13 protein-coding genes are annotated in these 14,445 nt (G+C 43.6%); 3 read left to right on the top strand and 10 right to left on the bottom strand.

Features of this window, described 5'->3' with window-relative positions:
• Positions 1-28: 28 nt before the first annotated feature.
• The 6 genes from msrB to AC2CZC_RS03145 form a co-directional block, all read right to left on the bottom strand.
• The gene (gene msrB / locus AC2CZC_RS03120; RefSeq protein WP_484583786.1) at positions 29-484 is read right to left on the bottom strand and encodes a peptide-methionine (R)-S-oxide reductase MsrB; all 456 of its coding nucleotides are present in this window, start codon (positions 482-484) and stop codon (positions 29-31) included.
• A 261-nt stretch (positions 485-745) separates the two neighbouring features.
• Positions 746-1,219 carry a DUF2919 domain-containing protein gene (locus AC2CZC_RS03125; RefSeq protein WP_484584837.1) on the bottom strand — a complete coding sequence of 158 codons (474 nt, stop codon included), beginning with the start codon at positions 1,217-1,219 and terminating at the stop codon, positions 746-748.
• Positions 1,220-1,292: 73 nt separating this feature from the next.
• Positions 1,293-3,314, bottom strand: a complete 2,022-nt coding sequence (ligA, locus tag AC2CZC_RS03130) for an NAD-dependent DNA ligase LigA (RefSeq protein WP_484583787.1) — start codon at positions 3,312-3,314, stop codon at positions 1,293-1,295.
• Between the two features lie 95 nt (positions 3,315-3,409).
• Positions 3,410-4,117 carry a cell division protein ZipA gene (gene zipA, locus AC2CZC_RS03135; protein ID WP_484583788.1) on the bottom strand — a complete coding sequence of 236 codons (708 nt, stop codon included), beginning with the start codon at positions 4,115-4,117 and terminating at the stop codon, positions 3,410-3,412.
• An 18-nt stretch (positions 4,118-4,135) separates the two neighbouring features.
• Positions 4,136-7,525 (bottom strand): chromosome segregation SMC family protein, encoded by a 3,390-nt coding sequence (locus AC2CZC_RS03140; protein ID WP_484583789.1) that lies wholly within the window; start codon positions 7,523-7,525, stop codon positions 4,136-4,138.
• Positions 7,526-7,568: 43 nt separating this feature from the next.
• Positions 7,569-8,300, bottom strand: coding sequence for a TrmH family RNA methyltransferase (locus tag AC2CZC_RS03145; protein WP_484583790.1), 732 nt, complete (start codon positions 8,298-8,300; stop codon positions 7,569-7,571).
• A 214-nt stretch (positions 8,301-8,514) separates the two neighbouring features.
• On the opposite strand from AC2CZC_RS03145, the gene AC2CZC_RS03150 reads away from it, so the two are divergent.
• Positions 8,515-8,808, top strand: a complete 294-nt coding sequence (locus tag AC2CZC_RS03150) for a hypothetical protein (RefSeq protein ID WP_484583791.1) — start codon at positions 8,515-8,517, stop codon at positions 8,806-8,808.
• A gap of 74 nt (positions 8,809-8,882) precedes the next feature.
• Here the strand turns inward: AC2CZC_RS03150 and AC2CZC_RS03155 are convergent, their stop codons facing one another.
• Complete coding sequence (locus AC2CZC_RS03155; RefSeq protein ID WP_484583792.1) at positions 8,883-9,470, bottom strand: CBS domain-containing protein; 588 nt, start codon at positions 9,468-9,470, stop codon at positions 8,883-8,885.
• 52 nt (positions 9,471-9,522) lie between these two features.
• Positions 9,523-9,795: a hypothetical protein gene (locus AC2CZC_RS03160; RefSeq protein WP_063360578.1), complete on the bottom strand. Its 273-nt coding sequence runs from the start codon at positions 9,793-9,795 to the stop codon at positions 9,523-9,525.
• A gap of 231 nt (positions 9,796-10,026) precedes the next feature.
• On the opposite strand from AC2CZC_RS03160, the gene cysZ reads away from it, so the two are divergent.
• Together cysZ and AC2CZC_RS03170 are read left to right on the top strand one after the other, a co-directional pair.
• Positions 10,027-10,752: a sulfate transporter CysZ gene (gene cysZ / locus AC2CZC_RS03165; protein WP_484583793.1), complete on the top strand. Its 726-nt coding sequence runs from the start codon at positions 10,027-10,029 to the stop codon at positions 10,750-10,752.
• Positions 10,753-10,816: 64 nt separating this feature from the next.
• Positions 10,817-12,031, top strand: coding sequence for a glycerophosphodiester phosphodiesterase family protein (locus AC2CZC_RS03170; protein WP_484583794.1), 1,215 nt, complete (start codon positions 10,817-10,819; stop codon positions 12,029-12,031).
• 52 nt (positions 12,032-12,083) lie between these two features.
• Here the strand turns inward: AC2CZC_RS03170 and AC2CZC_RS03175 are convergent, their stop codons facing one another.
• Both AC2CZC_RS03175 and AC2CZC_RS03180 read right to left on the bottom strand, forming a co-directional pair.
• Entirely contained in the window at positions 12,084-12,341 is a 258-nt protein-coding gene (locus AC2CZC_RS03175; protein ID WP_484583795.1) for a hypothetical protein, read from the bottom strand.
• A 217-nt stretch (positions 12,342-12,558) separates the two neighbouring features.
• Complete coding sequence (locus tag AC2CZC_RS03180) at positions 12,559-14,187, bottom strand: FAD-binding oxidoreductase (RefSeq protein WP_484583796.1); 1,629 nt, start codon at positions 14,185-14,187, stop codon at positions 12,559-12,561.
• Positions 14,188-14,445: the final 258 nt, after the last annotated feature.

Below are 14,445 nucleotides of genomic sequence, written 5' to 3' on the forward strand. Positions count from 1 at the left end.
AATAAAATTTACACTACGCAAAAAACACTTATTGCGTTACAGCCTCTTGCCTCACCATTGCCAGTGCATTAACACAATATCTTAAACCACTTGGTTTAGGTCCATCAGGGAAAACATGACCTAAGTGTGCATCACAGACGTTACACACAATCTCTACCCGTGTCATGCCATGTGTTGTATCCCCATGGTATGCAATTGCATTCTTACTTGCAGGTTGAGTGAACGATGGCCAACCCGAGCCGCTTTCAAACTTCTCTTGTGCATCAAATAACAATTCGCCACAACACGCACACTCGTATTGACCCGGTTCAAACAAGCTGCATGATTCCGAGCTAAATGGGCGCTCTGTTCCTTTATTGCGAGTAATATGAAAGACAGATGGTTCAAGCAAAGCCTGCCACTGCATCAAACTCTTTTCTACCTTTCTTGGTGGAGCAGGATTACCTTTATCAGCCCTCTCGAGTATATCTTTCCAAAGTAACATGTTGATATTCCTAAGCAATTTAATTTTTATTATTAGAAGACAATAATAATCATCTCATCTACCACAACGTAATACAGCCAAAGTTTATACTTTGTTCATGACACAACTTGGTCAACCGATGCTTTAACGCTAATAAGTTGAATTCGTACAAAACATAAAAATTAACTTATTGCCTGATACGAATTAATCGTTTAATTAGGTCACAACAGATAGATAAAACGCCCCAATATCATTTAGGCGTCTACGTGCTTTTTCGTCAAGCTATTTTGTATCTGGTTCCGGCCAGTCACTAAAAAAACACGTTAAATAACGACTGTTAATTAGGTATAAAATTGCCCAAGACACTAAGACGATTTGACCTGCTAGGTAAAATGAAAACTGAAAGTGATTGGTCGCGGCCTGCATCAATAACCAACCCAGATCTAAGACAGCAGTTAACAACATAGGCCAGCGCATATAGCGCCATATACGTCCCCACTTTTGCGAGCTACTGGGCCTGCGCATGGAATAGACAACAGCGGGTAATAACGCGATTACCGCGATGCTGATGGCAATTAAAAAATTACTTTTTGAAGGAAAGAACAAGCTCATAATATCTAAATCTGGCCGCCAAGTTAGCGCTGACATCAACCAGACTAAAAAAGGTCGCAATAAGACAAGCAAAGTTAAATTAAAACCTAGAGGTGTGCGATATACACCGTATTTATCCCAATATTCTGGTCCAAATCGCCCAATCAACTTACTCACTTAACTACCTCTGCGTACAGCTTATTTGGCTACCCTAGGTGGGTAGCCTTATTATTATCAATTACCCCTGATGCTGTTCAAGTAAAGCAATTAACGCTTCCTCATCCATCACATCTACACCAAGGTCTTGCGCTTTTGTTAGCTTGGAACCTGCTTTTTCACCTGCAACCAATGCATGCGTATTTTTCGATACACTGCCCGCCACTTTTGCCCCTAAAGCTTGAAGCCTTGCTTTAGCATCATTGCGGTTAAGTTGGCTTAAAGTCCCTGTTAAAACATACGTGAGGCCTTCTAACGGCTGTGATTGCTCTGAAGGTGCCTCAATATCAGACCAGTGCACGCCAACTTCTTGAAGCTCAGCAACCACTTGTTGATTGTGCTGCTCACCAAAAAATGCGTGAATATTATGCGCAACGATCACACCGACATCACTCACTTCCTGTAAACTTTCAATGGAGGCATTCATGACATTTTCAAGCGTTAAATAGTGATTCGCTAGATTTTGAGCTGTTGCCTCTCCGACTTCTCTAATACCCAGCGCATATAAAAACTTCGCCAAGGTGGTTTGCTTGCCAACCTCTAATGCATTAACCAAATTTTTAGCCGACTTAGGCCCCATACGCTCAAGTGATTCAAAGTGACCTTGGCGCAGCTTAAACAGCTCAGCAGGTGTTTTTATTAGCTCTCTGTCCACCAGCTGTTCAACGATTTTATCGCCTAAACCATCTATATCTAATGCCTTTCGTGATGAGAAATGCTTGATGGCTTCTTTTCGCTGTGCCTGACATACCAAGCCACCAGTACAGCGTGCCACAGCCTCCCCTTCAACGCGTTCAACATGTGAATCACAGACTGGACACGTATTTGGAAACTCTATATCAAAAGCATCATCAGGGCGTTTATCTAATACAACTTGAGTGATCTGCGGGATCACATCCCCTGCACGGCGAATGATCACATGATCTTTTACTTTAATTCCTAAGCGGTCAATTTCATCTTGGTTATGCAACGTTGCATTTGATACCGTCACTCCCCCCACGAAGATTGGCTCTAGTCGAGCGACAGGTGTGATAGCACCTGTACGACCTACTTGGAATTCAACATCCAATAACTGGGTGATTTCTTCTTGTGCAGGGAATTTAAATGCAATCGCCCAACGCGGTGCACGCGCAACAAAGCCTAACTGAGTTTGTTGCTGCTTATCATCCACTTTGATAACCACACCATCAATTTCATAGCTCAACGCATCACGACGCGTTAAGATATCTTGATAATATGCCAGTGCCTGAGATACACCCTCTACGCGCTTTGTTTCAGGGCACATAGGTAGTCCCCACAACTTCAATTGCTCTAGCTGCCCATAGTGTGTCTCGGCTAATTCAGCCCCTTCCACTGTCCCCATTGAGTAGGCATAAAACATCAGAGGTCGCTTTGCCGTGATCTTAGAATCTAACTGACGTAAGCTGCCCGCTGCTGCGTTTCTTGGGTTCGCGAAGGTTTTTTCATCTTTTGCTAATGCCGTTTCGTTAAGCCTTTCAAAGCCGGCCTTATCCATAAATACTTCACCACGTACTTCAACCTCAGCAGGTATATTGTCACCTCTTAAGCGCAGCGGTATATTTCGAATCGTTTTTACGTTTTCAGTGATGTTTTCGCCTACTTGGCCATCGCCACGGGTCGCAGCCTGAACCAACACCCCATCGCGATATAAAATCGATACCGCTAAACCATCCAATTTGGGTTCACAGCAAAATGCCAGCTCTCGAGACTCGAGTAAACGTTCTTTGATACGACGATTAAAGGCGTTAAATTCATCTTCATCAAACGCATTATCGAGAGATAACATAGGTACTTTATGCGTTACTTGATCAAATTTGCTTAATGCAACACCACCCACTTTCTGTGATGGGGAGTCGGCTGTTAACAGCTCTGGATGCGCCGTTTCTACCTCGGTGAGTTCACGCATTAACCTATCATATTCGGCATCTGGCACAGTCGGCATATCCAGGACATAATATTTGTAATTATGCTCTTCCAACTGCGCCCTTAATTCATTGATTCTATTACTGATAGATTCCGACATTTCAACCTCTTAATAAAACAAAAGCCACCGGTTTGTGCCAGTGGCTTACTCTATCTTTTTCCGCCCAACTACTTGGGCAATAGCACACCTAAAATTTAGGCTGCAAATTCACGTACTTTTTCTACATACGTTCTGATCGTATCCACCGTTAGTGGCTCACGATTGCTATCTAATACTTGTGCACCAAATTCATCTGAAAGCTTCTTGGCCGCACCGTGTAACATATTAAATGCTGCCATACTGTCACCTTCACAGGGTAACGTCATAAACAAGCTCACACCGGCTGTACTAAACTGCTCCATATTATCAATATCGAACGTACCCGGGTTATACATATTAACCAGTCTGAATAAGACAGGTCCGTTACCCGATGACTCTAAATGGCGATTAAAAAAGCCTTCTTCTGAGTATTTAAAGCCAAGACTTAACACGCTTGGTAAGAGCTTAGAGCCGGCCATTGTTAAACCTTCAGGCATTTGAATATGGAGAATGATGAAGTCTTGCGGCTCTGGCGCTGACTGTTCGCTGTGCGTATTATCCTGCTGCTCAGCTGGCTGCGATTCGTCATGTGCTGGCTGCACATGTGAAGTATTAGGCTGCTGCGGTTCTTCATCAACAGCGGCAAAGCTCATATCACTTAGTTCAGGCTCTTTTGGCTTTGCGTCCTCTTTCGCAGCTGGCAAATCTTGAGTGCGATCGTGTTTGTCTTCTTTTTTTCTAACAGACCAAAGCCCATGTATCAGTAGTCCACCTATGATCAACGCACTGATCACAATTAATGCCCATCTCAATTCTGTGGCCATTGTTCACCTTTACTTTTTTTATGTATGTGCCATCTGCACTGCTTGTTCTATGTCTACAGCAACTACGCGAGAAACACCTGGTTCTGACATAGTTACCCCCGTCAGCCTTGCGGCCATTTCCATCGCCACTTTGTTGTGACTAATATAAATAAATTGTACCGCTTGAGACATCTCTTCCACAAGGCGGCAAAAACGCCCAACATTGGCATCGTCCAGCGGCGCATCTACTTCATCCAACATACAAAATGGCGCTGGATTTAATCTGAAGATAGAAAATACCAATGATAATGCGGTCAACGCTTTTTCTCCACCACTTAACAGATGAATTGTCGAGTTTTTCTTTCCTGGTGGCCTTGCCATTATAGTAACACCACTTTCTAACAAATCATCACTGGTGAGCTCTAAGTATGCATTTCCGCCACCAAACACTTTAGGAAACAGCTCCCCCAAATCCCTATTGACCTGATCAAAGGTGGCACGAAATCGCGTTTTGGTCTCCCTATCTATCTTTCTAATTGCATTTTCAAGGGTTTCAAGTGCCGCTGTTAAATCATTTAGCTGTTCATCTAAATACGTTTTTCTTGCCAAAGCTTCGTCAAACTCTTCTATGGCAGCTAAATTGACCGCGCCTAATATCGATATTTTTTGTACGGTCGCGCTTAGCTGACTTTGGTACACCCCTGCACTCAACTTATCATCTAATGTCGCTAACACACCTTTTAACGTTTGTTTGAGCTCTAACAGCGGCTCAAGCGCTGCTTGGGCTTTTACAACTAAACTTTGTTCTTGTAATTGTAGCTGCTGTTTTTGCTCTTTGAGCTTCAAACTATTTGCTTGGGCATCCTGAACACTGCTTTGTTTTTCAGATAGCTGAGTTTTTGCCTTTACAACCTCTTGCTCCATATCCGTCAGCTTTTGTTGCTGCGTCTGGTGCGTACTCAATAATGTCGTTATCTGTGTTTGCGTTTCTAATAGCGGTGCCTCAAGTTGCACTAACTGCTCAGCATTGGCTTCTAACGCAGCCACACACTGCTGCATACTCTCTTTCAAATGCTGAGTCTTTGTCGCACTTATCTGTTGATCACTTTGCGCTTGCTGTAACGCTAACTTTGCCAAATGCACTTGCTCTTGTGCTTGGGTTTTACCGATAAGTGTCGCTTGTATTTTCTGTTTATTCGCCTCAACGTGCAGTTTTTTTTCAGCTAATTTTTTTTGTAACCCCTCTAGCTGTTCAGTCACTTGTTTATGACTTGTCGCACACTGCTGGGCAAGCGTTTGCGCTGATGTCATTTCTTGTCGGATGTTTGTCAACTCTTCAGCAAGCTTATCCGATTGCGCTTGCCATCCTTGCTGCTGTAGTTCTAAAACCTCTAAACGGCTTTTATTAGCAGCCACTTGCTGAGCCACACTGTGAACGGCTTGCTTATTATGTTCAATCGCCGCTTCAAGTTCAGCATGCTTGGCAATACAGAGCGCTTTGTCTTTTTCGGCGTTATCAAAAGCCGCTTGCAGGTTAGGTAAGTCTGTATTTAAGTTATCCAGCTTTTGATAATTTGCCAGCTGGCTCGCGCTTCCCTCAACACGAGGCATTTTAAAATTATCGCCATACACACATCCCATATCATCAATGGCTAAGATAAAGTGAGTATCTGATGTAAACACTCTAGATGAAGCCAACCATTTGATATGATTTAAAACACTTGGGTAAATACCTGACTCTATGAATTGAGCAACACTGTTTGATTCAGGCGCCTGTGTATGACCCCAAATTCCAGCACTCTTGGGCGCCTCACTTAAAGGCAACCCATTTAGACCCAGTAGCGCGCTTTCAACTATGTCAGCAAACCCTGCTTTCACTTTTAATTGAGCCAAAAAAGAAGGCTGTTGAGCGGCCTCAACTTCACCTAACAATGAAATCAATGTGTCGCGCTCTGCGGTACTTTGCAATAACTGCTGCTGCGCAGATTGAACGCTCTTTTGACTTTGGCGCACTTGCTTATCGCTATTTTGGTGTTGTTCAACCAGTTTTTGTACTTGGCTTTGCAAGCTCGCCATCTCTTTAAGCAATGACTGTTGCTTTGCGCTTTCTTGCGCTAATAGCTCGCTACTATTTTGCGCTGATAGTGTCTCACTATCGAGTACCAAGCTAGCGTGGCGCTCTTCAACATGACGTTGCTTTTGCTTTGCCTGTTGCAAAGCGACGTTACTGTCCGCATGTTGCTCTTTTATCTTTGTTTCTTGCTCGATGAGTATTTTTAGCGTGTCTTCAACGTCATTATTCAGCTGCTGATTGTGCTCATACAACGCCATTCGCTCTTCAAGCTCAGCCTCTGCAAGTGCTAAGCGCTCGGTAGCATCTTCACACTTTTGCTGCTGCGCAGCACAACTGCCTTGTTGCTCACTCAACAGAGCCTGTGCCTTGCCTTGCTCCGATTGTAATTTTACTTTTGCCTCGCCCAATTCAACCCGCTTTTCTGCCAGATGAATTTTTTGCTGTTCAGCTCGGGTCAGCTCAGTATGGGTTTTATGCAGCTCTTGCTGTAATACATTGAGGGCATCGCTAAGATGAGTCACTTGCTGCTCAAAGCTTGCAACAACATCATTTTGTCCGCCGTGGGCTTGTTCTAAAAATTGCAGTTTTTCATCTAGTTTTGCGATCTGCTGCACTTTTTGCTGCAACTTATCATTGAAATCCTGCCATTTTAAAACCGCTAGCTGACCTTTTAAGGTCCGCTCTTTGGATTTTAGCTCTTTGTACTTTCTGGCGGCTTCCGCTTGCTGAGCTAATCTATCAAGCTGTGATTGCAGCTCTTTGCGCATGTCCAGCAAACGCTCTAGGTTTTCTCGGGTGCTCTTAATACGCGTTTGTGTTTCTCTTCTGCGCTCTTTATATTTAGAAACCCCCGCGGCCTCTTCCAAAAAGACCCTGAGTTCATGCGGTTTGCTCTCAATTAAACGAGAGATCATGCCCTGCTCAATAATAGAATAGCTACGCGGCCCTAAGCCTGTACCCAGAAAGATATCTGTAATGTCACGACGACGACATTTGCTGCCATTTAAAAAATATAGTGATTGACCATCTCGGGTTACTAATCGCTTAATCGATATTTGGTTTCTATCTGCCAGCGACCCCGGTAATGTGCCGCGCGTGTTGTCAAACATCAACTCAACAGACGCTTGTGAAATGGCTTTACGGTTTGTCGAACCATTAAAAATAACGTCTGTCATCGCATCGCCACGTAAGTTCTTGGCAGAACTTTCACCCAAAACCCAGCGCACTGCATCGATAACATTTGATTTGCCACACCCATTGGGGCCAACCACACAGGTCATCTGATCAGGAAATGGAATTTTAGTAGGCTCGACAAAGGACTTAAAGCCTGCGAGCTTAATGTGACTTAAGCGCATAGATAAAATGATGTATTTTTAGGATTTGAACAACACTTGTACATTAAATTGCACGGCGGAAGTTATCAAGTATGATACCCGTCGCCATGGCCACATTGAGCGATTCAGCTTGGCCATAGGCTGGAATGGTAATCGGCTGATTAATATACTGGCCTGCTTGTTCACGGATCCCATGAGATTCACTGCCCATCACCAAAACACCTTGTGGTAAAAATGCCGTTTGATGCACGCTCTGTCCATCTAAATACGCCCCGTATATTGGCCCGTTATACGCACTTAAAAACTGTGCAAGATCTGCCCTAATCACATTCACACGGACAAACGACCCCATAGTTGCGCTGATCACTTTTGGATTTAAGTGATCTGCACAATCTTCACTGACCACAACTTGATTAAGCCCATACCAGTCAGCTAAACGAATAATCGTACCCAAATTGCCCGGATCGGATACCCCATCCAGTGCCAACACCAAGCCACTTTTGTCGATTTGTTTTTCTTCAGGCACAGGCACGATGGCAATCGCTGCATTATTACTGACTAAGGTGCTCACTTTGCTCAGCCCCTGCTCATCACACTCTGTGACTGGACACTGCTTTAAGTCAGTTTGATGTGCACTGATAAATTGAGGTGTCGCAAATATTTGCTGCACTTCAACATTGGCTTGTAGCAATTCCAAGACATTTTTTTCACCTTGAACAAGATACAAACCATGTTGTTTACGGTATTTTTTTTGTGCCAGAGCGCGAACAAGTTTTTGTTGATTTTTAGACAGCATACACACCTCATTTGGTTAAGAAGCGAAGTATATACACAATATAGAATAAAAGGCAGTGTAATTGCCTAAGACGCAATGGGATGCGCTACAAATAAACAAAATTCTCCTCTTTGAGCTTACTTTGCACTCACATAAAAGTATGATTACAATAATGCCACATTATAAAGTGATACTTTTGATATCACATGCCCAAAACCTGAGTTGAGACGTAGTTATGTCTGCAGAGCTTCACATTATCCTGTTAAATATTACCATTCTATTTATCGCGTATTTTGCGATATCCCCCAGATATGCAGGTAACGACTTTAAAAAGATTTCAACGCAAGACTTTATTGCATCCATTATCTCTTTGGGCATTGCAGGTTCCGTTTATTTTGCTTCGGGCGTTGAATTTACCTTATTCTTTTTTGAAGTAAGCTGGGCGTGGTTTACTTTAGTAAGCTTTACGATTATCGAGCTGCCGCTCTTTTATTGGTATGCCAAACGTCACAATGTCAAACTCCCTTAAGTTATCAAATAGGCATTAAAAAAGGCATCATTTAGATGCCTTGGCTTTAATTTACATTAACTTTGGGGGAACTGTTACATTTCTTTGTTGTGCAGTAGCTGCGCCACCACATCTTTAAAATCATGGCATGGTTTGAGTGTTGAGATCATGCCATTACTATTTTTAACTAGGTCAATGATATCAAAATAGCCCACTGCTTTTTTCTGACTATTTTGTACAAATAAATAAGCTATTCCATCAGCTTCAATCGTTTCTTTGATATCGCCAACTTGCGCATTAACCACTTGTGCAGTTGAGATCTGACGCAGTGAATTGATTGACACCATCATGTCAGATACCGTCAGTTCGCCGCGACTGAGGCCCCTCTTTTGCGCCGTTTCAAGCACGTTACGACTGCCAAGTTGCGCTAATGAGATAAGCCCTACTGGCTCAGAGTCAGCGTTAACAACCAAGGCTGCGGCTTGATGTGTTTTATTAAGTACCAGCGTGGCATCGTCCAAACTGGCGTCAATGTCGATATGTATCGCTGGCAAAGGACGAAGAAATTGCTCAGCAGGTAATTGTGCAAACGTTTTGGTATGGCCCGTTGCCACATTGAACGCGTTATTCGTTACAGCGCCACTATCTATAGCAGCAGTTTTTAGTGCATGATAAAAGCTCATGATCCACCTCACGACGATTAATAGAAACTAATAATGTTGTTTTAAAAGGGGATTAAAAAGCCGGTGGTGCTCGAATGCGGGTACTGTGAGGTTGCGAACTAAACTCTGAAGAGAAAGCAGACGTCGCTTTGTCGGCGTCAAACTGTGCGCTCTTTGACACACTAAACGGCAATGCTTCATCAATATCAACGTCTAAATACTGAACGTCAAAGTCAGCGATTAGCTCGATGATTTGCTGCCTTTCTTCTGCTGCATGCGTGCCTGTCGCCGTTACACAAAGTAACGTCGCTAAGCTGACTGCAAACAATAGGTGAAAGACGCGCATGCTGTTTTCTTCTCCACAATAATCTACTAATTAGTGTATGGACTCACCCATGGGTTTACAAGGGGTAAACTACGAAATTGTACCTAAGATAATTGTAAGAGAGTGTGACATAAGTACGCGACTCGTTGAATTTCAAGCCTTTCACCGGATCAGTCAGTAAGAAAAATCACGCACTAAAATGATAATAACGATTATAATAGACTCTAACTGTTCCCAATTTAGAGTTTACTTATGCAAATTACCAAAGGGATGGAATACTTTATCGCTGGCTTTTCAATGCTGGGGCAAAAAGGGTTAAAGCGATTCGTCTTTATTCCGCTATTGATCAACATTGTGTTATTCGGCGGCTCGTTGTTTTTCTTGTTTGATTGGTTAACACAAGGTTTTGAATATTTAAGTGGTGCCCTGCCAAGCTGGCTTAGTTGGCTCGAGTGGTTGCTTTGGCCCTTAGCGATTTTAATTATACTGTTCAGCTACAGTATGGTGTTTACAGTTATCACCAACTTTATCGCGGCGCCATTCAATGGCTTATTGTCTGAAAAAGTAGAACTACACCTAACAGGCCAACCGATCAATGATGAGGGGTTTGCGGATATCGTAAAAGATGTGCCTCGTATGATTGGCCGAGAGTGGACCAAGCTTTGTTACTACCTGCCTCGTGCGGTTATTTTCTTTTTAATGCTGTGGATGTTACCTGTGATAGGCCAAATTTTATGGATCCTCTTTACCTGCTGGATGTATAACGTGCAATATAATGACTATCCGTTTGATAACCACAAAATCAGTTTTAAACAAATGAAACAAGACCTTAAAAGCCAACAAGGGCTCTCTTATGGCTTTGGCTTTGCGGTGTTTGTGCTCACGGCTATTCCGTTTGTTAATCTGATTGTGATGCCTGCGGCAGTCTGTGGTGCAACCAAGCTTTGGGTAGAAAATTATCGCGGTAACTACCGCTAACAGCTCATACAATCGTCATAATTCATCCCCATAATAGGCAAAAAAACAACTTTACTGGGACGTTATGCAATTTTTAACTAATATCGTACTTACTACGGCACTGCTTAGCAGTGCCTATTCATATGCCAGTGCACAACTTGGCCCTCGCCCGTTTTATTTAGTCGACCAAATGGCACCGAGTGCCTTAAAAAACAAGTTGTCTCGATGTGCTAACAGGCCTGCCTTTAAGAGTAACTTTTCGATTGGTCACCGTGGCGCACCGACACAATTTCCTGAGCATACCAAAGAATCTTATCTCGCGGCCGCGCGCATGGGCGCTGGTGTATTGGAGTGCGATGTCACCTTTACCAAGGATAAAGAGCTAGTTTGTCGCCATGCACAGTGTGACTTACATACCAGTACAGATATTTTGCTGCGCCCGGAGCTAGCCGCAAAATGCAGTCAGCCTTTCACTCCTGCGAATCCAGAGACTGGCGCACCTGCCAGTGCAAAGTGCTGCACATCGGACTTAACACTCGATGAGTTTATGCAGCTCAAAGGCAAAATGGACGGCGCCAATCCACAAGCGCAATCTCCAGAGCAATACGTCAAAGGCACTGCGGGCTGGCGTACAGATCTATATTCAGCTACAGGTACGTTAATGACCCATGCACAGAGTATTGAGCTGTTTCAATCGTTACGCGTAAAAATGACACCCGAGCTCAAAGCACCAGCGGTAGATATGCCATTTAAGGGCATGACTCAACAAGATTATGCGCAAAAGATGATTAATGAATATCGCGCGGCAGGTGTGTCGTCGCGCAAGGTGCTTCCGCAATCATTCAATATCGAGGATGTGCAATATTGGCGTCACAACACCCGCTTTGGTAAGCAAGGCATCTACTTAGATGGTCGATATAGTGATGCTCGTTTTGACCCGAATGACTCTAGCACATGGCAACCAAAGATGAGTGACATTAAAGCCAGTGGGATCAACATTATTGCCCCGCCACTTTGGGTGCTATTAACTTTAGATGCACAAGGCAACATTGTGCCTTCCCAATATGCAAAAGCAGCTAAGGCGGCAAATTTAGAACTCATCACTTGGACACTTGAGCGTTCAGGCTTGATTTCTCAAGATGGCGGTTGGTATTACCAAGGACTTAAGGATGCCATTAGCAATGAAGGTGACGTCTATAGAGTACTGGATGTATTAGCTAAGCAAGTTGGCGTTAAAGGCGTGTTTAGCGATTGGCCGGCAACCACCACATTTTATGCAAACTGTATGAACATCTATTAACCTCAAATAAGCGATGTGCATCAGTGCTTGCACATCGCGTTTTTAAGCAAGTTTAGAAGTATTTGCTTGTACCAATCGTACCAGGACCCGTGATGATACTCGGGTTTGTAATGGTGCCAGTGTAAGGACCATCAGGATCCGTTGGGCCCGTTTGAATGATCGTCCCATGTGGCGTGACAGTAGCGAATTGATCACTACCCACATTCACATACGCGCCATCAGCACCGCCAACCTGCTTTGTCATTTTTGATGGGATCACAGCAGCATCTTGTGAAAGGGCTTTTAGTTTACGCTTTTTAAGATTTAACATTTTTTACTCCTAATTAAAGTCGCCACAAATAGTACAAATCAGCAAAACACGGGCAACTTAAAATAGTCTGTCAAAATAAAAAATCACAAGCGATAAGATAATTGCGCAATTATTAACTGACAAATATCCTATTAAAAACCAATCAATTAGAATTCAATAATCAAAAAGTAAGGCAAATAGTCATCTATTTGCCTTACAGATTACCTTCGCCGTTAACTTACACTTCTATTGACTGACCATGATTTAAGCGGTTAGTCGGATCGAGTAAGCGTTTGACTTGCTGTAGCCTAGGATAGTTGTCCTTGTAATATAGATATTGCCAATTCACAATATCCATATCTGCATAGTTGACATAACAGCCATCCATAACACCATCAGGCACCGGACCTTTTTCACCATACATCTTATGATAAAAGCTGCTCATCCACCCTAAGTGATACGGATCTTGGCTTGGGTCAAACCAATAGGTTTGATATTGCAGCTTCATCACAGAGCGACGATGTGACACCGCTGTATCTTCGGATGATAGCGCATTAATTTGTCCGCCATACGATGACAACTGCAACGTACCGCTTGGATTTAAATAGTCACCATGTCTGAGCTCATCCCACAACGTACGAATTTGCGTTTCTGGAAAGGGCTTATTCATATAAGCAGACTTGTTTTTACCTCGCGCGCCTATTAATGGCCCAGCCGCATACTGTGTGCCATACCACCAAGGCAAGCTAAAGTAACTGCCCGGCGGCGTGGGCCTTGGCGGCGCATCTTCTTGGCTCTGGATCCCCATGTGGTCGGATGTACGCAAACCGACTTTGGCTTGTGCCAATTGCGCCGCAGAGAAAATAGCATCCAAAAACTCATCAATTAATCCGGGGTTTCCTGCACAGAATAACTGCAAGCGAATGCTGCCCCCACCACCAACCGATTTTGGCATAGACATGGATGTATGCAGTGCATTAAAACGACTTTCTGGGCCATTATTTTTGGTCCAAAACTCGCCGTAATTTTTAATCAAGGCTGCAAATTGCGGATAGTCTAAGCTTGCCCACGGAAGTGACACCTCTTGTGTATGAATAAAGGCAGGTACGTCAGGTAAGTCTTTGAAAAAGTATTTGGTTACGATGCCAAAGTTACCGCCACCACCGCCTTGGTGCGCCCAGACAATTTCATCTGCCTGAGCGGATTGGCCTTTAAAGTATTTACGCGGATACGTTGCCTGTCCGCCCCATTCATTAAATGCCACCAGCTCGACGCCTGCCAAATAATCACTCGACAAGCCGTATTGACGAGAGTGTACACCAAACCCTCCGCCACACACATGGCCACCAATCCCGACACCAAAACAAGACCCTGCTGGTATTATTTTGCCAAACTCTTTGAATAAGGTTTTATAGGTATGGCCTAAATTAGCCCCCGCCTCCACCACATAATAATCACCGTCTTTATAAATACGATCCATATTACTAATGTCGATAACCACCCCATTATCATTATCAACAAACCCTTCATAGCAATGCCCACCTGCGCGTACCGTGATGCGTTTACCCTGTGTGATCGCATCACGGGCAGCCATATAGACTTCATGGGCAGAGCTACAAGCCCCGATATACGTCGGCTGGCTCAAAAAGCGCATATTAGAGCCCAGTAACATAGAGATATAACGCGGATCATTACCAAACACCTTATGATATTGACCATATTCCCCACGGGCTTCCGCTGAGGTTGATTGCATTGCCAAAGGCGCAGCGCCAACCACACCACCTACCGCCAATGACTTTTTCAAAAAGCTTCGGCGAGATGTTTGCTCTGTTGTCTGTAACACTAACTCTTGTTCTTTATTATCCATCGTACTGTCCTTACATGTTATTGTTATTGGTCACACAGCGTCCTACCACTATCCAAACCCGACACGCTCCAGCATGCGACGTTTCCAATGTAGCAATAAACAAAACAAGTTCTGTATATAAATTAGACTAAAGGCGTAGAATGAAAAGACACTGAGGGAAAGATAAAATCAGTATTAAAAGACAACACATTGATAGTAAGTAATCACACCAACAATGTATCAAAATATTTCTTCTGCGTATGTGGCGTTTGGGAGGTG

It is taken from the genome of Pseudoalteromonas sp. MMG033 (genome assembly GCF_057197785.1).

Coding starts and splice junctions, on each gene's coding strand:
- msrB (WP_484583786.1), bottom strand. CDS start 484: ATGTTACTTTGGAAAGATATACTCGAGAGGGCTGATAAAGGTAATCCT.
- ligA (WP_484583787.1), bottom strand. CDS start 3,314: ATGTCGGAATCTATCAGTAATAGAATCAATGAATTAAGGGCGCAGTTG.
- zipA (WP_484583788.1), bottom strand. CDS start 4,117: ATGGCCACAGAATTGAGATGGGCATTAATTGTGATCAGTGCGTTGATC.
- AC2CZC_RS03140 (WP_484583789.1), bottom strand. CDS start 7,525: ATGCGCTTAAGTCACATTAAGCTCGCAGGCTTTAAGTCCTTTGTCGAG.
- AC2CZC_RS03145 (WP_484583790.1), bottom strand. CDS start 8,300: ATGCTGTCTAAAAATCAACAAAAACTTGTTCGCGCTCTGGCACAAAAA.
- AC2CZC_RS03150 (WP_484583791.1), top strand. CDS start 8,515: ATGTCTGCAGAGCTTCACATTATCCTGTTAAATATTACCATTCTATTT.
- AC2CZC_RS03155 (WP_484583792.1), bottom strand. CDS start 9,470: ATGAGCTTTTATCATGCACTAAAAACTGCTGCTATAGATAGTGGCGCT.
- AC2CZC_RS03160 (WP_063360578.1), bottom strand. CDS start 9,795: ATGCGCGTCTTTCACCTATTGTTTGCAGTCAGCTTAGCGACGTTACTT.
- cysZ (WP_484583793.1), top strand. CDS start 10,027: ATGCAAATTACCAAAGGGATGGAATACTTTATCGCTGGCTTTTCAATG.
- AC2CZC_RS03170 (WP_484583794.1), top strand. CDS start 10,817: ATGCAATTTTTAACTAATATCGTACTTACTACGGCACTGCTTAGCAGT.
- AC2CZC_RS03175 (WP_484583795.1), bottom strand. CDS start 12,341: ATGTTAAATCTTAAAAAGCGTAAACTAAAAGCCCTTTCACAAGATGCT.
- AC2CZC_RS03180 (WP_484583796.1), bottom strand. CDS start 14,187: ATGGATAATAAAGAACAAGAGTTAGTGTTACAGACAACAGAGCAAACA.